At 60.3% G+C, this 19,783-nt stretch carries 16 protein-coding genes and 3 pseudogenes; 6 read left to right on the forward strand and 13 right to left on the reverse strand.

Annotated elements, in window-relative coordinates; all coding sequences use genetic code 11:
- Nucleotides 1–90 precede the first annotated feature (90 nt).
- Nucleotides 91–1,245, forward strand: coding sequence for an amidohydrolase (locus IB263_RS24355; RefSeq protein WP_192439140.1), 1,155 nt, complete (start codon nucleotides 91–93; stop codon nucleotides 1,243–1,245).
- A gap of 118 nt (nucleotides 1,246–1,363) precedes the next feature.
- Entirely contained in the window at nucleotides 1,364–1,645 is a 282-nt protein-coding gene (locus IB263_RS24360) for a hypothetical protein (RefSeq protein WP_110819764.1), read from the forward strand.
- Nucleotides 1,646–1,701: 56 nt separating this feature from the next.
- Here the strand turns inward: IB263_RS24360 and IB263_RS24365 are convergent, their stop codons facing one another.
- The 4 genes from IB263_RS24365 to IB263_RS24380 form a co-directional block, all read right to left on the reverse strand.
- A complete protein-coding gene (locus IB263_RS24365; RefSeq protein WP_113554518.1) occupies nucleotides 1,702–2,592 on the reverse strand; it encodes a plasmid partitioning protein RepB C-terminal domain-containing protein in 891 nt (296 codons plus the stop codon).
- Entirely contained in the window at nucleotides 2,579–3,481 is a 903-nt protein-coding gene (locus tag IB263_RS24370) for a plasmid partitioning protein RepB C-terminal domain-containing protein (protein ID WP_113554519.1), read from the reverse strand. Before IB263_RS24370 ends, IB263_RS24365 begins: the two co-directional genes overlap by 14 nt.
- Nucleotides 3,481–5,055: a recombinase family protein gene (locus IB263_RS24375; protein WP_192439141.1), complete on the reverse strand. Its 1,575-nt coding sequence runs from the start codon at nucleotides 5,053–5,055 to the stop codon at nucleotides 3,481–3,483. Before IB263_RS24375 ends, IB263_RS24370 begins: the two co-directional genes overlap by 1 nt.
- 725 nt (nucleotides 5,056–5,780) lie before the next feature.
- Complete coding sequence (locus tag IB263_RS24380) at nucleotides 5,781–5,996, reverse strand: helix-turn-helix domain-containing protein (RefSeq protein ID WP_113554551.1); 216 nt, start codon at nucleotides 5,994–5,996, stop codon at nucleotides 5,781–5,783.
- Nucleotides 5,997–6,114: 118 nt separating this feature from the next.
- Between IB263_RS24380 and IB263_RS24385 the strand changes: the two genes are divergently transcribed.
- On the forward strand, nucleotides 6,115–7,005 hold the full coding sequence (locus tag IB263_RS24385; RefSeq protein ID WP_113554521.1) for a LysR family transcriptional regulator: 891 nt from the start codon (nucleotides 6,115–6,117) through the stop codon (nucleotides 7,003–7,005).
- A gap of 258 nt (nucleotides 7,006–7,263) precedes the next feature.
- On the opposite strand, the pseudogene IB263_RS34205 reads toward IB263_RS24385, so the two are convergent.
- Nucleotides 7,264–7,377: pseudogene (locus IB263_RS34205) on the reverse strand (cold-shock protein); the annotation flags it as partial.
- Nucleotides 7,378–7,668: 291 nt separating this feature from the next.
- On the opposite strand from IB263_RS34205, the gene IB263_RS24390 reads away from it, so the two are divergent.
- Entirely contained in the window at nucleotides 7,669–8,619 is a 951-nt protein-coding gene (locus IB263_RS24390; protein ID WP_192439142.1) for an ArdC family protein, read from the forward strand.
- Nucleotides 8,620–8,838: 219 nt separating this feature from the next.
- Here IB263_RS24390 and IB263_RS24395 read toward each other — a convergent pair.
- From IB263_RS24395 to IB263_RS24410, 4 genes and pseudogenes are all read right to left on the reverse strand, one after another.
- Nucleotides 8,839–9,040, reverse strand: a pseudogene (locus IB263_RS24395) (WGR domain-containing protein).
- Between the two features lie 88 nt (nucleotides 9,041–9,128).
- Nucleotides 9,129–9,683: a ProQ/FINO family protein gene (locus tag IB263_RS24400; RefSeq protein ID WP_192439143.1), complete on the reverse strand. Its 555-nt coding sequence runs from the start codon at nucleotides 9,681–9,683 to the stop codon at nucleotides 9,129–9,131.
- A 73-nt stretch (nucleotides 9,684–9,756) separates the two neighbouring features.
- Nucleotides 9,757–11,334, reverse strand: a complete 1,578-nt coding sequence (locus IB263_RS24405; RefSeq protein ID WP_192439144.1) for a type IV secretory system conjugative DNA transfer family protein — start codon at nucleotides 11,332–11,334, stop codon at nucleotides 9,757–9,759.
- On the reverse strand, nucleotides 11,331–11,624 hold the full coding sequence (locus IB263_RS24410) for a mobilization protein (protein ID WP_192439145.1): 294 nt from the start codon (nucleotides 11,622–11,624) through the stop codon (nucleotides 11,331–11,333). Before IB263_RS24410 ends, IB263_RS24405 begins: the two co-directional genes overlap by 4 nt.
- Nucleotides 11,625–11,848: 224 nt before the next feature.
- Here IB263_RS24410 and traA point away from each other — a divergent pair, with 224 nt between their 5' ends.
- Together traA and IB263_RS24420 are read left to right on the forward strand one after the other, a co-directional pair.
- Complete coding sequence (traA, locus tag IB263_RS24415; protein WP_192439231.1) at nucleotides 11,849–15,109, forward strand: Ti-type conjugative transfer relaxase TraA; 3,261 nt, start codon at nucleotides 11,849–11,851, stop codon at nucleotides 15,107–15,109.
- A 145-nt stretch (nucleotides 15,110–15,254) separates the two neighbouring features.
- Nucleotides 15,255–15,898, forward strand: a pseudogene (locus tag IB263_RS24420) (3'-5' exonuclease).
- A gap of 295 nt (nucleotides 15,899–16,193) precedes the next feature.
- On the opposite strand, the gene IB263_RS24425 reads toward IB263_RS24420, so the two are convergent.
- The 4 genes from IB263_RS24425 to IB263_RS24440 all read right to left on the reverse strand — a co-directional run bounded on the left by IB263_RS24425 (nucleotide 16,194) and on the right by IB263_RS24440 (nucleotide 19,532).
- Nucleotides 16,194–16,361 (reverse strand): hypothetical protein, encoded by a 168-nt coding sequence (locus IB263_RS24425; RefSeq protein ID WP_192439146.1) that lies wholly within the window; start codon nucleotides 16,359–16,361, stop codon nucleotides 16,194–16,196.
- A gap of 206 nt (nucleotides 16,362–16,567) precedes the next feature.
- Nucleotides 16,568–18,085, reverse strand: a complete 1,518-nt coding sequence (locus IB263_RS24430) for a tripartite tricarboxylate transporter permease (RefSeq protein ID WP_192439147.1) — start codon at nucleotides 18,083–18,085, stop codon at nucleotides 16,568–16,570.
- A 14-nt stretch (nucleotides 18,086–18,099) separates the two neighbouring features.
- Nucleotides 18,100–18,591 carry a tripartite tricarboxylate transporter TctB family protein gene (locus IB263_RS24435; RefSeq protein WP_090427463.1) on the reverse strand — a complete coding sequence of 164 codons (492 nt, stop codon included), beginning with the start codon at nucleotides 18,589–18,591 and terminating at the stop codon, nucleotides 18,100–18,102.
- Nucleotides 18,588–19,532: a tripartite tricarboxylate transporter substrate binding protein gene (locus IB263_RS24440; protein WP_060521022.1), complete on the reverse strand. Its 945-nt coding sequence runs from the start codon at nucleotides 19,530–19,532 to the stop codon at nucleotides 18,588–18,590. Before IB263_RS24440 ends, IB263_RS24435 begins: the two co-directional genes overlap by 4 nt.
- Nucleotides 19,533–19,783: the final 251 nt, after the last annotated feature.

The following is a 19,783-nucleotide window of genomic DNA, read 5'->3' on the forward strand; positions in this document are numbered from 1 at the left end:
TGCGCCCCTTCATTCAGTGGAGGATTGGTGATTTAAGCTAGTATCTGCCTGAGTTTTTAAGATGGCGGACAGCGCTAACGGAGGTCAATATTGTATCTTATTGAGCACGAACTGGAGGCGCTTGCCGCGTTTCGCCGCGACCTGCACCGGCGGCCGGAGGTTTCGGGCGAGGAGAGCGAGACGGCGGAAACGATCGTTGCGGTGCTGGCCGAGACGAAGCCAGATGCGGTCATCACCGGTCTTGGCGGGCACGGGGTGGCGGCGATCTATGAAGGGCGCGAACCGGGGCCGACGGTGATGGTGCGGGCCGAGCTCGACGGGCTGCCGATCGAGGAGATTTCACAGGTCGCCCATCGTTCCGAGATTGCGGGCAAGGGGCATCTCTGCGGCCATGATGGGCACATGACGATCCTGATGGCGCTCGCCAAAGTGTTAGCGCAGAAGCGGCCGGCCAAAGGCAGGGCTATCCTGATGTTCCAGCCGGCGGAGGAAAACGGCGCCGGTGCTGCTGCCGTGCTTGCCGATCCGAAGTTTTCAGAGATTAGGCCGGATCTCGTCTTTTCGCTGCACAATTTTCCGGGATTGAGCTTCGGCCATGCCGCGCTTCGCAGCGGTCCGGTCAATTGCGCCTCGCGCGGCATGCGGATATCGCTTTCCGGCAAGACCGCGCATGCTTCGACGCCGGAGGACGGGGTCGCGCCGACCTTTGCGATGGCCGAGTTGCTTTCCGGGTTGACGGCGCTTGGCAACAACGGGCCGCTTGACCGCGATTACACGCTTGTCACGGTGACGCATGCGCGTCTCGGCGAAGCCGCCTTCGGCATCAGCCCGGGCTACGCCGAGATCTGGGTGACGCTCAGGACGCTCACCGACGAACGCATGACCGATCTCGTCGCCCGTGCCGAGGCGCTGGTTGCGAAAGTGGCCGGTGCTGCCGGGTTGAAGGTAGCGATCAGCTACGAGGACGTGTTCCACCAGTGCAGCAATGCGGAACGCGCCGTGACGGCGCTTGAGCGGGCCATGGACGAGGAGGGCGTCAGCCATGACAAGGGCGAGGGCGTGCTGCCGATGAAGGGTTCGGAGGATTTCGGCCTGTTCGGGCGCGTTGCGCCAGCCGCGATGTTCTTCCTCGGCGCCGGTGAAAACCATGCGCGGCTGCACAATCCGGACTATGACTTTCCCGACGACCTGATCGGCATTGGCGCCAAGGTCTTCATGCGCGCGATCCGCAACGAACTGGGGTGAGAGCTCGTCGCCGCTTGCGCTGCGACCGCCGGGACGGCCCTCTCTGAAAACGTGTCGCCCGGGACGGAAAAATGTTGAGGCCTTTCCGGTACTGTTTCTCTTTCTCAAAGGAGCGGGAATGAGGCATTTCAGCTTTCGTGTCGCGCTTTGCCTAGCGATGGCCACGACGGGACTGGCGACCGCTCATGCGGCGGATGCGCCCGTTGGCGACGCCGTTCCCGAGCCGCGACAGACCGAAAATGCCAACCTTCAGGACTTCATCAAGGCCAATCCGGATTGCCTGGAGTTCACCGATCAGTGCTCGCATTGTGCGGTCGTCAACGGCGTCGCCGAATGCTCGACGGCGGAGATCGCCTGCATCAAGCAGGAGAACCAGTGCACCAGGCGGGAGGGCAGATAGAACATCGCGGGCAGAGATTTCCCGCGGGCGATGCGGACAAAACAGGACGTTGATCTCTAAGCCGCCTTCCGAAGTTCCGAAATCTTTTGGAACTCTGCCAAGATATCGGGGAATTTCTGTGCGAGGTAGCCAATGACGCGCGCGTTGCTGAGTAGGCGGGCCAGATACCCAGTCGTCAGCACGAGATCGAGATGATCCGTTCCATAGTCATGTTCGATCGCCTTGAATTCACGTTCAAGGCTGGCTGCTTCGTTCTCCATCAAGGCGATTTGGTCCACGGTTAGGCCTCTGATGGGCTTTTTCGGGCGCACGAGCATGGCTTCTGGGGTTGCTGCGACCAGCGAGCGAGCATAGGCGATCGTGTACTTGTTCATTGCCGCCATCAGTTGGGCCGCCTCGATCTGGCGCAGCGGCTTCAACTTCTTGAACTGGACAAGCGTGTTGATCGGCACGTGTTTGTCCTTGAACAGCTCTACCGCCTCCGGGCAGATACCATCGAGCAGGTTCTTCTTTTGCCGAATGCTGGAAGGGTTGACGTTGAGGACGCGTGCTATTCTCTCTTCTGAAACGCCCTTCTCGATCGCAGTCAGGATCATTTTATGTTCCTGGATCGTCGCCAGCCGGCTAACGCGCCGATTATAGGTGAAGGCCTCGTCTTCCGTCGCAACCAGACAAACGACTTCACTTTGGCCAAGCTTTTTGAGCACGTCGAGACGAACATGGCCGTCGAGCAAATGAAAGACGGCGGGGTCCTCGCGGTCGCGGATGACAACGGGCGGCTCAATCAGACCGAGCTCAGCAATCGACGCTGCAATTTGGGTGTATTTGATCGACCGGATTGCCGTTTGGGTGAGTTCCTTGAGTGGTGAGATCTCCGCGACGGGAATGCGCAGGCTCGTGGTCTCGAACGCAAGCGAAACAGGTTTTCTGGGGTCAGTGTCTTTCATGCTGCGACCCCTTCTCGGCGGTAAGTCGCTTGGCGAGCGCCTCCGGAAGGCTGATGAGGCCTTCTTCCTCCAAAATGTTCTTGAATGCGATTTCCGAGATCAGCCGACGCACGGCTTCTGTGATGAAGGTCAGGCGCGCTTTTGCAGCCTCGGCTCGCCGAATGAGAATCCGCTTGCGGTCAGCATCGTCCTGGAATGCGCGCAGCAAGGCCTCCGAAGAGATGGATTTTGGGGAAGGGCTGTGCCGATAGTTGAGCGATTTCCCTTGACTGCGGCGTGATTCGACAATCCGTTTGGCAACCATCAGCTTTTTGCCGCGTAGAAGCTTGTTTTCATAGGCAGTTTGAAGAGCGGACTGCACCTCATGGTCTTCAGCCTCAGCAATCTCCAATGCGACAGTGAATGGGATTTGCCCGGCTTCCGCGGCTCGCAGAAGGCGTTCTTCGCCCTTTTCCAACAGACGGACGACCGCATAAACGTATTCGGTCGACAATCCCGTCATCCGAGCGATAGCAGGGACATTGTGTCCACGCTCCTTCATACCGCCGATATCACGCAGAAGGTCAAGGGCGCGATGTCGTCGCCGTGCGCAGTTCTCGACAAGACTCGCGACCAGGCAATCCTGCGAGTTTGCATTCACGACGATTGCGGGTACTTCCTTTTGATCCAGGGCAATGAAGGCCTCAAGACGACCTTGTCCGCACACAAGATCGTAGAACGGGCCCTCCGAATCCATTCGGCGTGTTACCGTGATCGGCCGCTTCAGGCCAATTTGGCCGATGTTGGCGATGATCTCCTTGAACTGTTTTTTGTTGCGAATTCGCGGATTGACCACAACCACCCGCTCGATCGGGATCATTTCGATCTTCTGAGCTGGAACTGCAACCATTAGGCAACCTCCGAAAGGCTCGTGCGAGAGGCCATTGCATAGAAGCGCTCAAGCGATTCGCATCGGTAGGCGTCAAGGGATAGTCCGTTGCTGTCAAAGAGGCGCAGAACGGCCTCGTGCATATCGAGCAGCGGAAGCAGGTAATAGTCATAGGGCGTGGCATTTTCCGCATCCATGCGTACCACCACCGTCACGTCGGGCTTGAGGGCCGCGTCCAGTCGCACCTTCCATCGCAACGTGCCCGCACTCGTCTGGAAGCATCGTGAGATCAAGACGGAGGCGGTAAACTCGCTATTGATCGTCAGGAGATCCGTGCCGGAGTGACGAGAAACGGTGCCACCTGCTGATTGAAGGCCGGCGACGATTGTCGCCAGCACGTCAGGAAACAGACGGCGGAGAGCTCGGTTAATCTCCAGATAGCGATAGTCGTGATCGGGGATAAACCCGACCAAGGCGTAGGCTCTGAGAAGCGTGCCGAACCGCCCAGCGTATGAACTGCTCGAGGGACAGTCCTCCGACTCGTCGATGATTAATCCCGTCAGATATCCGTGGTGCGCAAGCACTGTCGCCAATTTGTCGAGCATGGCCTCATCAGACAACCGTGCGGACCTTGCCGCGATGATGTCACGTGCTTTGCAGAAGGTCTCGAGGTCGACGATTGCCTCAAACGCACCGTCGGCTCGAACCCAAATCGCTTCGGGGTTCTTCACGTGCTCCTGCTTCAGCTTGAAAGAGGTTCGACCCCAAACGTTGTTCCCGACATATTTCTCATTGATTAGGACTTGATGTACCGATCCGCGGGACCATGGACGCCCCAAATCGGTGCATAGGCCCTGCTTGTTCAAGGCCTCGGCGATCTCGGCCTCGGTGCGTCCTTCACCCACGAACAGCTCATACATTTGGCGAACCGCGCGTATTTCGTCTGAGGGACCAGGTACGAGGATGACGCGATCGGTGGCGATGCTTTTATGCTCTCCTCGCGTGAGAAGCGCCTTGGAGTTCCCTGCCTGGTCTACAAGACGACGCCTTAGGCCATACCCGGGAGCGCCGCCCTGGCGAAAGCCGAGCCGGATGAGATTTGCCTGGCCGGCGAAGACTTTCACTGAGAGTTCGCGGCTATATTCGCCGGCCATCGCCCGCTTGACGGTCTTTATGATTGAAGAGCCGATGCTGCCGTCATTGCTGAACTGCTCGGCGCAGTAGTGCACGCGAATGCCCTGACGTTTGCAGCGCAGTTCGATTTCCGCCGCCTCGTCAGGATCCTGGAACCGACCCCATCGGCTGACATCGTAGACAAGGATGGCTTCATAGTCGGCCTCCTCCTCAACATCCCGAAGCAGCGCCTGCAGTGCATCTCTCCCAACGAGCCTCAAACCGCTTTTGCCTTCGTCGGCGTAGGTCCGCACGATTTCGAAGTGGTGTTTGGCAGCGTAGCGTCCGATGGCGGCGATCTGATTGTCGGTCGAATACTTTTGATGCTCGGTCGACATCCGAACGTAGGCAGCCGCGCGAACCTCGGGTCGCTCGCTCGGAGGTGGTTGTTCGTCGCCGTTGTCAGTCCAAACGATGACCATGACGTGCCGGTAAATCACGTGTGGTTGAGGTCAGAATGTCGGAGTATAGACCGGGGAGGTGGGCAGTATGGTTCCGAATACGGGCACAATTGTTCCAACGCCAACGCGCGCCGCTAGAGACGACTACGTTGCCGCCATTGCTGCGGCACTGCATCAAGACTTGGGTGGGGGAGGCCGTGCGATAAAGACGATCATGCGCTGGACAGGCGCGAGTGGTCGGACGGCGAAGTATTGGTTAGCCGGTGATCGTGCACCCGACGGATGGCATCTCATTCTGCTGGCCAGGCACTCCGACAAGGTGTTGCAGGTTGTGCTCTCGCTGGCGTGCCGAGACCTACTTTCGGTCTCCCTTGAGTTGCGAGCCGCCGAAGCCTCATTGGCGCGCGCCAGTGCAATACTAAAAGCACTGCGAAGTTAACCGGTAGGGCGACACCCCAGAACCCGTGCGTGGCCGCTGACCAACCAACCCCGAGTGACTTCAAAATCAGTGGCTGTTTCCTTTTTCGTTGTCGTCCTGCACAACAACGTCAGCGGAAATTCGATCCGGCACGCGTGACTAGCACGGGCGCGTTAAGCGATTTAGCATGGACGAACCAGTTTCCGGTCGCTAGCGCGACTTCGGGTTACGACGCTATTCCACAGCGCGTTGCCGAACTGTTCACGGTTCAGGCCAAAATGATCGCATAATGTAACTACTGAAACTGATAGCGTGGGAAGCCGGGAAGCTACTTCTCCTGCGACTTAATCAGATCGGCCGCCTCGACCCCCAAAGCCTGCGCGAGGCGATCAAGCACTTCGATACTGGGGCTGTAGACACATCGTTCGAGAGAGCTGATGTAGGTGCGGTCAATATCAGCGCGGTGCGCAAGCTCCTCCTGCGACAAGCCCTTTGCCTGGCGTGCCAACCTTAAGTTCTTCGCGAAAATCTCTCGAATGTCCATGAATTCAGCACAGCGGACTTGTCGAGTATTCATCCACGGAGTATTCTCGACAATCGGAGCATCCGGGACGGTCTGATCCCGTCTTCTCCGTGTGCATCCGCGCCAGTGAGGAAAGACGATGGAACTGCGCCAACTCTCGTTCTTCGTTGCGGTGGCCGAGGAACTGCACTTCAATCGAGCGGCGGCGCGCATGTGCATCGCCCAGCCGGCGTTGAGTGCGCACATCCAGGCGTTGGAGAAGGAGCTGGGGGTTCGGCTGCTGGATCGGTCGACGCGTCGGGTCGAACTCACGCGGGCAGGGGAGGCGTTCTACGATCGGGCGGTCCGGATTATTGGTGATGTCGGGCTTTCGATGGATGTCGCGCGATCGGTGGCCGGCAAAGGGGCGCGGACGATCAAGATCGGAACCGTCTATCCAGCGACTATCGGCGTGCTGCCGGCGTTTCTTTCTCGCATCGGCCGGAAGTTTCCGGATGTCGCGCTGCATGTGACGAGCGGCTCGACCAGCGACATCATTCGCGGATTAGAGAACGGCCAGATCAATCTCGGCTTCATCCGTCCGGTCGAAAACATCGGTTCCTTGCGCTTCTTCTCGATTGCGCATGAGCGCTATCTGCTGGCGGTCGGGAAGACCAGTCCGCTGGCGCTTCGAAGCGAGATCGACATCGATGACCTGAGGGGAGAGAAGATCATCGCCTTTTCCCGTCAGAACCTCTCCTATTCCGAGCGGTATTTCTCCGAGATGTTCGAGACCCATGGGCTGACCGGCAACATTGCGTACAGCTGTGATGACACCTTCTCGCTGGTCTCACTCGTCTCCGCCGGCCTTGGTGTCGGTTTTGCTCCGGAATGGACGAAGGATCTGCCGAACCGCAACTTCGAGCTACGGCCCGTGCGCGGCGTCGATCTCAAGATCGGGCTTGGGGTTGCTTGGAGCAAGGAAGACCCAACAGCGTCACGGGACGACATCATCGACATTGCCCGGTCGCTGGCGCGGCCGGGCAAGTGAGGAGAGGGAGCAAAACGAGGGGACGCTGACCGTAGTCGGTTGTGGCCTCATGCAAATGCTTGAGCCTCCACAGGGGAGCGAGATTCATCTCTAACGTGTGCTTTGTAGGTGAGCAATTACAAGTATATTGTCGCAATTTCGAGTGCCTAGCGCCCTGGTGCGCCCCGAGACGATCAAGGCGGTAAAGCGCTGTTCCGCTTTACCGCGGTCGCTCTGGTCGCTTGCCCGATGCTCGTATCGGTCGGATTGACGGGCGGCTCAGACGGACCTGGCGTTCTCAGCTCTCGTTTTTCCGGTCTTGCGGTCCTGGCCGACGTCATAGCTGACCTTCTGACCGTCACACAGAAGGCCTCCTCCGTCGATCGCCGAGACTGCGGCAAGTCGGCCAGGCGAGCGCGATTGATCCTCGTCTCGTCGGACGTGGTGATTTTCTGGTGTGCGGCTTATGCCGCCACCTTTCTTGAAGGGGAGGGGCCGGGGGGCTCTGCCCCCTTCGCCCCTTCAAGCACCTGCCGCCCAGCTTCCTCCACTCCACTGACGTTCCGTTCCGTGCAGCCGGTTCCCCGCGCAGGCGCTTGCACCCCAATCCCCCGCTGTTCCGCACGAGCTCGGAAGCAGGAGCGAAGGGCTCCCGCTTCGCGAGACCACGGAAAGGGCAAGAACATGGGCAAGGCAAAAGCAAACGAGACCACGACTGGTTTCAGTGACATCTATGAGCGCGTCACCCAGCGCATCATCGAGCAGTTGGAGGCCGGCACGCGGCCGTGGATGCAGCCATGGGGTGCTTGTGGGTCGCCTGTCCGGCCGTTGCGGCACAACGGCGTAGCCTATCGCGGCATCAACACGGTCCTACTTTGGATGACGGCTGCCGAACACGGCTACAGTTCAAGCTACTGGATGACGTTTCGGCAGGCGCAGGAAATCGGCGGCAATGTGCGCAAGGGTGAGAAGGGAACGCTTGTTGTCTATGCCAACGCCATTGAGCGCAAAGAAACCGACGACGAAGGCGAAGAAGTAGACCGTCGTATTCCTTTCATGAAGGGATACAGTGTTTTCAATGCCGACCAGATCGACGGGCTGCCTGAGCGCTTCCATGCAAAGCCGGCGGGAACCTCGGCGATGATGAACGAGCGTATCGAGGCGGCCGACCGGTTTTTCGCAGGCCTCGGAGCCGATATCCGGGAAGGTGGCAACAGAGCGTTCTACCATCTTGGCGGCGACTTCATTCAGATGCCGCCTTTCCAGTCTTTCGTTTCAGCCGAAGCCCACGCAACGACGCTCGGACATGAGTGCATCCACTGGACGATGAACAGGACGCGGCTTGATCGCGATCTCGGGCGCGAGAAGTGGGGCGATGAAGGTTATGCGAAGGAGGAGCTCGTGGCTGAACTTGGAGCCGTGTTTCTGGCTGCCGATCTCGGCCTTGCGATCGAGCCGCGCGAGGATCACGCCGCCTACATTGCTTCCTGGCTGAAGGTCCTGAAGAACGACAAGCGCGCCGTCTTCCAGATGGCCGCCCATGCTGAACGTGCCGTCGGATTCTTGCACGGGCTGCAGACAGCGGCGGCAACGGATACCGATCACGAAACTGCGTCTGCTCAGAGCGCCGCATGAGCAGAGACAACCAAGGGATATTCGAGTGCGCCGCCTCGTATCGGCGTCCCGAATATCCCCACGGTCAGCACCGTGTGACCGTTACTACGCCTGCTGCGCCGTGATCGCGATACCCCAATTGGGGAAATGACCCGTCGTGCTCAAAAAAATCGGCCCGCAGCTGGCTCTGCGGGCGAAATTTCAGGCGTAGCACAACTACGCCCCGGGTTTTCGTTTTGGCTACCGCGGTCGATAGCCGCGCCGCAGTTTCCGTCGCACGAGATCGAAGAACAGCGAGATCGCTTGCTTCTCATCTTCGAAGTGATGCTCCATCGCTTGCCCGCGGGCTCCGATCCGTCCCCAACGACGCCTGAGGCAAACGTCACCGAAGAGCGTCGCCACGATTGCGTTCGACGTATAGGTGGTAGGGCTGCGTGATCATGCATGTAGAGTCGCGCGTGCGAGCGCCCCCGTCCAACGACACTTTTGAATCGATCAGGTGTCATCGATTCATTTTCGTGATGGCCGGTTCATGCGTGAAGGTCGCAGTCAGCTTGCGATTGACGGAGCGCCACTGCGCAGGCCTGTGTTTCCCTATGCGGATTCCTCCGGTCCTTGGGAGCGGGCGGAGGCAGCCGCGTCCGGTCTGCTCGACCCTTGAAGCCCTCGTACTTCTCAAGCGCATCCAGATGGTCTGCGTCCGAGACGGGTTCGACCGGCTCGCCATTGACGGCATGGTGGAAGGAACCCGGTCGCGCGATTGCGATCTGATAACTGCGCGAGTGCACATAGGTTGCCAACGCCTTGCGTAGCGCCGTGACGCTGACTTCGGGTTTCAGGAGAAGGCGGATGTCGTTCCAAAGTCCGCGCGCAAAGGGTCTGATCGGATCGACAACCCTGGCTGGAAGAATGGTGATCGGCCGGATGAGAAGGGCGTTGATTGCCTCGGTCTTTGCGACCTCTCGTTCACGCGCGACGACTGGGCGTGAGCCCTTCTGTAGAAATGTCGGCGTCCCTGGTTTCTGCCCCATCACCGTCCGAGCCAAGCAAAAAAAGTCACCGTCGAGATCGTGCGTGGCCAGCACAATGCGGCAACATCAACGTTGCTGCGGAAGCAAATATAGCGAGTGCCCGGGAACGCAAGTCCTGCGCGCGACGTTATGGCGCCGCCGGAAACAAGCCGGCAAACTCCTTGTCCTCGAAATAGCGGATCTTGGAGGCGACGGCCGGCAGTTGCCCCTGTCGCAGCAGGATCATTTTACTTGCCGACAGTCGCAGGATCTCGTCGGCATTGATGAGGTCGCGCGCCGCGATGTGTTCGGCTCTGGACGTGACGCCTTTGCTGAAGGACCGGGTGGAATAGTTCACATCCGCCTTGCCGATGGTCCGAGCGATGAGCTCCGCCGTCTCGATATCATTCACGCCGAATACCTGAAGCACCGCCGCGTTTGACAGAAACGTGCCGGAACGGCGGCCATAGGTGGAGCGCAGCTGATGGATGTCCTGAAGGATCGGCCAGAGCTGCACGCCGTAACCGGCCATCAGACCCATCGCGCGTTCGACCGGCGCGAGATGGCCGAGTGCTGCGAATTCGTCGAGCAGATAGAGCACCGGTCGGCGAGGGATAGCGCGTTCTCGCGCCATCGCTGCGAGGCTCTGCGAAACGAGCAAACGAAGCCACCGGGCATAGGTCGAGAGCCGATCGGGCGGCAGGACGAGGAAGATCGAGACGCTCCGGCGCTTCAGATCAGCGAAGCCGAATTCCGATCGGCTGAGCACCGCGGTCATGCGCTGACTATCGAGGAAATGGGTGTGGCGTTGCGCGGCTGACAACACGCCTGCTGCCTCGCGTTCCGACTTGCCGAGATGGCGATTGGCGGTCCGGGCAATCAACCCGTTCGCCTCGTCCATCTCCTGCATGCGCGCCATCAAGACCAGGAAGCGCTCCGGCGCCAAGGTCAGATATTCGCGCAGCGTTCCCAGATGTCGACGGCCAGGCGATTCCGCGACGACGATCTTCAGGATCAGACCGGCAATCAGCGCTTTCGCCTCTTCATTCCAATGTGCTTCGCCACCGGTACCGGGTTCGTCATAGACGAGTGCATCTGCAAGCGTGCTTGCGTCCTCGGCGACATCGAGCCCGTCCGCTTCGATTACATCGAGCGGATTGTATGCCGATGATTTCTGACCGGTGACTTCGAAGGGGTCGAGAACATGGACCGGTCCAAACCGCTCACGCGCCGAGCCGGCGACTTGCGCATTCTCGCCTTTTGGATCGATGCAGATGATCGAACGATCGGCGGTCAACAGGTTCGGGAGGACCGTGCCAACACCCTTGCCGGTCCGCGTCGGCGCCATCGTCAAAAGGTGGGCGGGGCCATCGTAACGCAAGAGCTGCCCGGTCGTCGGATCGCGCCCGATGAGCAAGCCTTCGTCGCCCGCAGTGACTTGCTTCAATTCGTGGCTGTTCGCCCAACGCGCAGTCCCGAAGACGGAGGTCGTCATGTCGACTGAGATGAAGGCAGCAAGGAAACCAAGAATGCCGAGCGCGATTGGAAGGTGCTTTGCGACGAGAGTGACAACGTCGCTGGCGTCACCGTGCTCAGCGCCGAGGACGAGGTGGACGAGAGAGTTTGTCAGCAGGATCACCGCTGACAGGCCGAGACCGAAAATGACCACGGCAAGCGCGTAGAACGGCGCCTTGATCAGTGACTTCACGACAGAGGTGAGCTTCATTCCGCCGCCCTGCTGTTCTCCTCGGCCTGAGCGGGCGCGAGGATATCCTCGAACAACATCTTGTCCCCGTCGCGCACGAGAAACCCGGGCAGCTCTCGCTGCAGCCAATCTCTCAGTCGGCGCGTGAATTCGGAATCGTGGGAGTGCTCCAGCCGGTGCAGCACCAGCGCCCCAAGCAGGATCTTGCGGCGGGTGTCCTGGGCGCGTTCCTGTTTTCCGAGCCGGGCTTTCAGCGTCTTCTTGCGCTCTTCGAGTTCGGCGAGGCGTTGGGTGATCGACTTGTGTGCCATGACATCTCCTAATGCTCATGCCCCAAGAGTCCGTGCCATTGCCCGTTTGTGGCCGCGAAGCTATCCGACATTGCGGAATGCACAACCCTGAATTGGCACTGGAACGGTGCATCTTGCATGATCCCGGACGGAGAGAGCGAAGCGAACGAAGTTTTAAGGGCGCACTTACGAGTTGCTATGCAACTCAGCACTTGCTATGGTTGTGCGACTTTGGAGAGTGTCGCTTGGCCATCTACCATTGCAGCATGAAACCGATCGCTCGAAGCGGCGGCCGCAGCGCGGTTGCCGCCATTGCCTATCGTACGGCGACGAAGATGCTGAATGAGCGCGACGGCATCGTGCATGATTTCGCGAGGAAGCAGGGCGTCGAGCATTCCGAGATCGTGCTTCCGGATGGCGTGAATGCGGACTGGGCGCTTGATCGTTCGACGCTTTGGAACGCGGTTGAGCGCGCCGAGAGCCGCAAGGATGCGCGCGTTGCGCGTGAGTTTGAGATCGCCCTTCCGCATGAGATGAGTGCCGGCGACCGGCTGGCGTTGACGCGCGACTTTGCGCGCGAGCTTGCCAACCGTTACGGCGCCGCTGTCGACTTCTCGATCCACCAGCCGCAGGGTGAAAGCGACATCCGCAACGTACACGCGCATGTGGTGATGACAACGCGGGTGGTGACGGAACAGGGGCTCGGCGAAAAGACGCTGATCGAGCGCGAGAACAAATGGCTGCTCAACCACGATTACCCGACCTCGCACATGCAGCTTCGTGATATCCGGCAGCTCTGGGAGCACCAGGCCAACCGGCATCTGGCAAGGCTTGGATTGGACATTCGCATTGACCATCGCTCGCATCTGGAGCGTGGTTTGGAAATCGAGCCGACCGAGCATATGGGCGTGCATGCGTCGCAGATGGATCGGCGCGGCATGGGTGTGTCGCGCGGGCGGATCGATGACAAGGCGGCGCGCTCCAACGCCGAATTGATCCGCCGAAAACCTGAAGAGGTTTTGTCGATCATCACCGGCGAGAAGAGCGTGTTTGATCGTCATGATGTGGCGCGAGCACTGCATCGCTACATCGACGATCCCGACCCGTTTCGCAATGCCTTTGCGGCGGTCATGGCGTCGCCGGCGCTGGTGGAACTGAAGCCAGAAACGGCGACGGAGCTGGCGCGGTACTCGACCCGGGAAATGATCGATATCGAGCATTCGATGGCCTTAAGCGCAGACCGCATGGCTCAGCGTTCCAGTCACTCTGTCCACCGTTCTTACGTCGACCGGGCCTTGGACATTCAGGACCAGGCCATTCGAGGGAGTGCTTCTTCTGCATCACCTAAGTCGGCCAGCGGAACTGATCAGCGTCCGGTTGATCGCGACGTGAAGACAACGCGCGTGGGGCTCAGCGACGAGCAGCGCGCGGCGGTGCGCCACATCACCGGGCCTGAGCAGATCGCGAACGTGATTGGGTTTGCCGGAGCCGGAAAATCTACCATGCTGGCTGCGGCGCGTCAGGCCTGGGAGATGCAAGGCTACCGTGTTCATGGTGCGGCTCTCGCCGGCAAGGCGGCCAAGGGACTGGAGGAATCCTCAGGGATCGCGGCACGGACTTTGGCCTCCTGGGAATACGGCTGGCAGAACGAGAAAGGGCTGCTTGGAAGGGGAGACATTCTCGTCATCGATGAGGCTGGCATGATTGCAAGTCGGCAGCTTGCGAGGTTCGTCAAAGAGGTTGAAGTGAGAGGCGCCAAGCTTGTTCTCGTCGGCGATCATGAACAGCTGCAGGCGATCGGCGCCGGGTCTCCGTTCCGCGCAATTTCTGAACGGATCGGGGCGGTCGAACTCTCCGAAATTCGCCGGCAAAAAGAAGCCTGGCAGCGTGAGGCGTCGATCGCCTTTGCCACGCATCGCACCGGGGAGGGGCTGGCGGTCTATGCCGAGCGTGGGGCAGTTCAATTCCGCGATGATCGCGACGAGGCTCGAGCAGCTTTGGTGTCTGACTATCTCGCTGACAGCGAGGCACGAGCAGCGGGGTCACGCGTCGCACTCGCGCATCGCCGTGTCGACGTCCGGGCGATCAATGCCGACATCCGGTTCGGCCTTCAGGAGCGTGGGCGGTTGGCGCGTCGTGACCAAGAGGATGCGGCCCTTGGGCGGCAACGCGTCTACCGCACCAATGATGGCGATCGGTCCTTCGCCCGCGGCGACCGCATCGTTCTTCTCGAAAACAACCGCGATCTCGGCGTGAAGAACGGCATGCTTGGAACCGTTGAGGCCGTCGAGCCGGACGCACCACAGATACGTCTCGACGGCAGTGCTGGCGCAAACAAAAGCGGCCGCACAGTTTCAATACCGGTCAACAGTTACCAATCCTTTGATCACGGCTACGCGACGACAATCCACAAGTCGCAAGGAGGAACCGTCGATCGCGCCTTTGTCATGGCCTCCACTACCATGGACCGGCATCTGGCCTATGTCGCAATGACCCGCCATCGCGACGATGTGCGGCTCTATATCGGTCGGGATGAGATGAAGGACATGAAAGCGCTTGGCGCCAGCATGGGACGCTCGGGCGCGAAGGAAACGACGCTCGACTACACGAGCACCTTCGCTGCGCGCAGAGGGCTTGCTGAAGAGTTCGGCATTCAGAGTGAGATCGCCATCTTGCCGGCAGCAAAGGTCGCCAGACCCGGGCCCGCCCTCGGTACGCAAACGGGAATGGCGACAGGTGAGGGAGGGCGCGAGAGCGTCAATCCGCTCATCCCGGCAATCACGAGCTATGCGCGCAGGATCGAGGACGTCGCACGCGAAAAGGCAAGGCCGGATTTCGATCGCGCCATGGAAACGGTGCGATCCGTGGGTCGACAAATCTATGTCGACCCCGACGGAGCTGCGGCGAAAATCGGACAGGCCATTGTCAAAGCTGGAGCGGACGGGCAGACGCTTGCAAACGCCGTGACCGAGCATCCGGAACGGTTCGGGGAATTGCGCGGCAAGACCGGTTTCTTCGGCGACAACAAGGAGCGCAAGGCCGCTCATCACTTCTCCAAGGCCCTCGGTCTCCATGTGGCATCGGCGGCCAACACCTGGTCGCGCCGCCTTGAGGCCGAACGTAAATCGGAAGCCTGGCAGCGTGAGAAGAGGGACGTTGTTGAAGTTCCCAGTTTGACCAGGCGCAGCGAGGACATCTTGAAGCAGTTCGATGCCTTGCCTCAGGCCGAAAAACCGCGGTTTCTCACCGAGCTCTCCGGGACGCCAGAAGGGCGGCAAGTGCTGGAAGAAACCAAAACCATCGCCCGCGCTCTTGAGCAGCGTTTGGGCAGCGCGGATCCGAGGAGTTTCAAGAAGGAGCTCGATCGGCTCGGGTTGAAAGATCCGTCCGCGATCGAGCGTATCAAGTACGTCGCCCGCCTGGTCGATCGAGCCGATCGGGCCGAGCTCAGTCGGAAATACGAGCTCACGCGGACGCTGAAGAGGGGGCTCGGTTTGGGCATGTGACGTTGCCGCGGAAACTGCCGCGCGGAGATTGCCGGCAGGCAGACCGGATCGGAGTTGCAGTTCGCCGCGGGAAGCCATCCGTGGCAAGCATCAACACGCTCATCCGTGTGCGGAAGTACATCCATGGGACGCATGAGAGGTTGTCATGAAAACCGCCATCATACTCGACTGTGAATTTCTCTGCCGTGAAGACTCGCAGCGCGGTTTTGGTGTGGAGCCCATGACCCGGACCCGGTCATCGCGCAGATTGGCGCTGTCCAGTTAGCGCTCGAGGGCGATTTTGCCCTCCTAGGTAGTTATAAGGCGTATGTTCGACCTATCGACCGATTTGGCAGAAGATATTCTCTCGACCCGTTTTTCACCAGGCTGACGGGCATCACGGAAACGAATATCGAGGAACAGGGTGTGTCATTGGAGGACGCCCTTGCGAACTTCGAGAGTTTTACCGAGGGAGCCCGGTGTTGGTCGTGGGGCAAGGACGAACTCAACATGGTCGCGATCAGTTGTTACGTCGCAGGCATTCAGCCACCGATCCCGGCCAATCGATTTGACAATGCTGTCAAACTGCTTGCGGCTGCAGGCATGCCAATGGAGGACCTGGCCAAGACACCGAGCAACAAGCTCGCTGACTACTATCAGGTGGAACACCCGCCGTTGCATGGCCACGACGCGCTCGATGACGCCCTTTCCCTTGCATATACCCTGCAACACCTGATGAAAGCCGGAATATTGCGGCCGGAGGCATTCAAACTTGCCGCACCAATCCTTGACAGGAAGGAGATATTTTAGTGCCGCGATACGTATCGCTGATCGAAGCGTCGGCAATGCTGGCAGAAGCCAATCGAGTTCTCGTTATCGGTTCTCTGGAGGCGGTAAGACCACATTTCCCAGAAAATCGCGGATTCATATGGCTTAGAATTTCGGTCCCTCGATCGCCGCCCTCCTGGTCCGGGCCTGTGAAGTCGTGGGGCGTGGCGGTTGAAGTTGCCGGATGCCGGAAAACACAACGGCCCGGCGATCTTTCGACCCCGAGCCGTTTTTCATCCTTGGGAGAACAAGGCGCCCCTCGGGGCGCTTGAATTTGCTAGCCGCGACGCGTGTCCGGGAAGTTCACCGGATCGATGCCGAGCGTACGCAGGTCGCTTGCCTTCGGGCGGCGGTGACCTTCGACAGCGGCGGCGGCAGCGCTAGCAGCGCCGAGAACTGCGAATGCACGACCGATGAAACCCTTGTGATAAGTTGTGGTAGCCATCTTCTTGCTCGCTTTCGTTTTCTCTTTGATGAGCAAAAGATGGGGTCTGGCCAGTCTTATTGCAATGCACAATCGGGCAGGCCAGCCATGCAAAGGAAGCAGGCCCGGTCGGTTTTCAAACCGGCCGGGCCTGCGAATAGGCCTTGGGAGGCGGCGCTTTTTCGATCAGGTCCGAAAGGGTTTCCGGACCTGATCGTTATTGGGGCTTAGTCTTCGTTGGCGGCGAGCTGCGAAAGGACTTCGCCGCGGCCACGGGCCCGAAGGATGAGCGGTACGATCAGCGCTGCAGCTGCGATGATCAGGAGGCCTGCGGCAATCGGCGAGGTGAACAGGACCGAGTAATCCCCCTGGCTGATCGCGAGCGCGCGGCGCAGCTGCTGTTCCGCAAGCGGGCCGAGGATCAGGCCGACGACGACAGGCGCGATCGGATATCCGAAGATGCGCATGGCATAGCCGAGCAGGCCGAAGGCGAGCAGCATGCCGAGTTCGTAGACCGACGGGTTGGCACCGATGGTGCCGAGCGTGGCAAACAGCAGGATGCCGGCATAGAGCCAGGGTTTCGGAACGGTCAGCAGCTTCACCCAAAGACCGATGAGCGGCAGGTTCAGGACCAGCAGCATGAAGTTGGCGATCAGCAGGCTGGCGATCAGGCCCCAGACGAGCTGCGGATTGGTCGCAAAGAGCAGCGGTCCGGGCTGGAGGCCATACTGCTGAAAGCCGGCAAGCATGATGGCCGCAGTTGCCGTGGTCGGCAGGCCAAGCGTCAGCAGCGGCACGAGCGTACCGGCGGCCGACGCGTTGTTGGCGGCTTCCGGGCCGGCGACGCCTTCGATCGCGCCATTGCCGAATTCTTCCGGATGCTTCGTCAGGCGCTTTTCTGCGGCATAGGACAGGAACGTGCCGATCTCGGCGCCGCCAGCCGGCATGGCGCCGATCGGGAAGCCGATGAGCGTACCGCGCAGCCACGCCTTCCAGGAACGTGCCCAGTCGGCCGCATTCATCCACACCGAGCCACGGACGGCCTCGACCTTGTCGGGCCCCTTGTCGCCCTGTGCAGCGATGTAGAGCGTCTCGCCGATCGCGAACATGGCAACGGCGAGCGTCGTCACCTCAATGCCGTCAAGCAATTCGGGAACGCCGAAGGAAAGGCGCGCCTGGCCGGTCAGTTGGTCGATGCCGATGACGGAAAGCGCCAGGCCGACAAACAGCGACGTCAGACCGCGAAGGGTGCTGTCGCCGAAGGCCGAGGAAACGGTGACAAAGGCGAGAACCATCAGCGCGAAATATTCGCGCGGACCGAAAACCAGGGCCAGCTTGACGATGTAGGGCGCGATGAAGGCAAGACCAAGCGTGGCAATCAGGCCGGCGACGAAGGAGCCGATCGCCGCCGTTGCCAGCGCTGGCCCGCCGCGTCCCGCTCTTGCCATCTTGTTGCCTTCGAGCGCAGTCACGATCGAGGCGCTTTCGCCAGGCGTGTTGAGCAGGATCGACGTGGTCGAGCCGCCATACATGCCGCCGTAATAGATGCCGGCAAACATGATCAGCGAGCCGCCGGGATCGAGTCGGTAGGTGACCGGCAGCAGGAGCGCCACCGTCAGTGCCGGGCCGATGCCGGGCAGGACGCCGACCGCCGTGCCGAGCGTTACGCCGATCAGGGCGTAGAGCAGGTTCATCGGTTGCGCAGCAACCAGCAATCCCTGCATCAGGAATTCAAAAGTAGCCATGGTCGTAGGCCCTCTTAGAAGAACAGGCGTTCAAGCGGCCCCGCGGGCAGCGACAGAAGCAGCAGCTTGGCGAAGATCACCCACACAACAAAGCAGATCGCAATGCCGACGGGGAGCGAGAACCAAAGCTTGCGCTTGCCGAAACCACGTGCGGTCAACGCGAACAGAATGCCGGTGGCGATCGAGAAGCCTGCAATGTTCAACAGCAGCATCTGGGCGGCAAGACCACCGACGATCCAGACAACCGGAGCGACTTCCTGGCGCTCGCGCTCTGGGAAATCGCCGCGAAACGCTTCGATCGCGGTCCAGATCGCAAGGCCAAAAAGACAGCAGGCGATCGCATAGGGAACCGTCGTCGGTCCGACCTGGGAGTAGCCGGCAGCGCCGGTCAGGCGCGACACATCCCAGAAAATGAGTCCAGCGATAGCGGCGAGAACCACCGCGATGAAGAGCGCCGCCCGATCCGGGCGACGCGTTGCAGTTGAAGGGTGATGCCCCTTGGTCATTTCACCAGTCCAATGTCCTTGAGAACGCCTTCGGTCGCCGCAACATCCTTGTCGAGCTGGGTGTTGAAGGCGTCACCGGCGAGATAGGTGTCCTGCCAGCCCTTGGTCTTCAGGACTTCCTGCCAACCGGCGGACTTCGCAAGCTTCTCTATATCGGCGGTTACGGCAGCCTTCTGCTCGTCCGAGAGACCCGGAGCAGCAGCGATCATGCGCCAGTTTTCGACAGTGACGTCGAGACCGGATTCCTTCAGCGTCGGAGCATCGACGCCGGCAAGGCGCTCGGCGCTCGATACGGCGAGCAGGCGAAGCGTGCCGGCCTTGACCTGCGATTCAAATTCGCCGTAGCCCGAGACACCGGCCGTAACCTGGCTGCCGAGGATGGCGGCAAGCGCTTCACCGCCGCCGGAATAGGCGATGTAGTTGATCTTGGTCGGGTCGACGCCGGCAGCCTTGGCGATCAGGCCAACAGCGATGTGGTCGGTACCGCCGGCCGAGCCACCAGCCCAGGACACAGCACCCGGATCTTTCTTCAGGGCTTCGACGAGGTCACCCATGGTCTTGATCTCGGACGAGGCCGGAACGACGACAGCTTCGTATTCGCCGGTGAGACGCGCGATCGGCGTGACGTCTTTAAGGGTGACCGGGGACTTGTTGGTGAGGATTGCACCGACCATGACGTAGCCGCCGACGATCAGGGCGTTCGGGTTGCCCTTCTGCTGGCTTGCGAACTGGGCGAGACCAATGGTGCCGCCGGCGCCCGGTACGTTCTGAACCTGAACGTTTCCGGAGATGCCTTCCTGCTGCATGACCGTCTGCAGCGAACGCGCCGTCTGGTCCCAGCCGCCGCCCGGATTTGCCGGTGCAATGATCGTGTAGTCAGCGGCAACTGCCGGGAGCGACATGGCACCGGCGAGAATCGTTGCGAGGAAAATATGTTTCAAGGTCAGTCCTCCGTGAGGCGCGTTTTCACCGCGCACGTTGTTGCTGTGTGCGAACGGGAAGACGGCGACGGGCTCTTTCGACCCTTATCGCTTGACCGGATTGGTGGCTTCCTCCCAGTACGCAACCGGCGGCCCGCCTCCACGGGTGCCAGTGACCTTAAGGCACCATAGAAAGCTGACATTTAGCTGACATCAAGCCCCGAATGCGAAAATCCTGCTGCATCGTTTACGGAATTTTAGGCTCTCGCATG

It is taken from the genome of Ensifer sp. ENS03 (assembly GCF_014852035.1).
Classification (GTDB): domain Bacteria; phylum Pseudomonadota; class Alphaproteobacteria; order Rhizobiales; family Rhizobiaceae; genus Ensifer; species Ensifer adhaerens.

Excerpts from the sequence above, each read along its gene's own strand:
- IB263_RS24360 (WP_110819764.1), top strand. The coding sequence starts at position 1,364 with ATGAGGCATTTCAGCTTTCGTGTCGCGCTTTGCCTAGCGATGGCCACG.
- IB263_RS24365 (WP_113554518.1), bottom strand. The coding sequence starts at position 2,592 with ATGAAAGACACTGACCCCAGAAAACCTGTTTCGCTTGCGTTCGAGACC.
- IB263_RS24370 (WP_113554519.1), bottom strand. The coding sequence starts at position 3,481 with ATGGTTGCAGTTCCAGCTCAGAAGATCGAAATGATCCCGATCGAGCGG.
- IB263_RS24375 (WP_192439141.1), bottom strand. The coding sequence starts at position 5,055 with ATGGTCATCGTTTGGACTGACAACGGCGACGAACAACCACCTCCGAGC.
- IB263_RS24380 (WP_113554551.1), bottom strand. The coding sequence starts at position 5,996 with ATGGACATTCGAGAGATTTTCGCGAAGAACTTAAGGTTGGCACGCCAG.
- IB263_RS24385 (WP_113554521.1), top strand. The coding sequence starts at position 6,115 with ATGGAACTGCGCCAACTCTCGTTCTTCGTTGCGGTGGCCGAGGAACTG.
- IB263_RS24390 (WP_192439142.1), top strand. The coding sequence starts at position 7,669 with ATGGGCAAGGCAAAAGCAAACGAGACCACGACTGGTTTCAGTGACATC.
- IB263_RS24405 (WP_192439144.1), bottom strand. The coding sequence starts at position 11,334 with ATGAAGCTCACCTCTGTCGTGAAGTCACTGATCAAGGCGCCGTTCTAC.
- IB263_RS24410 (WP_192439145.1), bottom strand. The coding sequence starts at position 11,624 with ATGGCACACAAGTCGATCACCCAACGCCTCGCCGAACTCGAAGAGCGC.
- IB263_RS24425 (WP_192439146.1), bottom strand. The coding sequence starts at position 16,361 with ATGGCTACCACAACTTATCACAAGGGTTTCATCGGTCGTGCATTCGCA.
- IB263_RS24430 (WP_192439147.1), bottom strand. The coding sequence starts at position 18,085 with ATGGCTACTTTTGAATTCCTGATGCAGGGATTGCTGGTTGCTGCGCAA.
- IB263_RS24435 (WP_090427463.1), bottom strand. The coding sequence starts at position 18,591 with ATGACCAAGGGGCATCACCCTTCAACTGCAACGCGTCGCCCGGATCGG.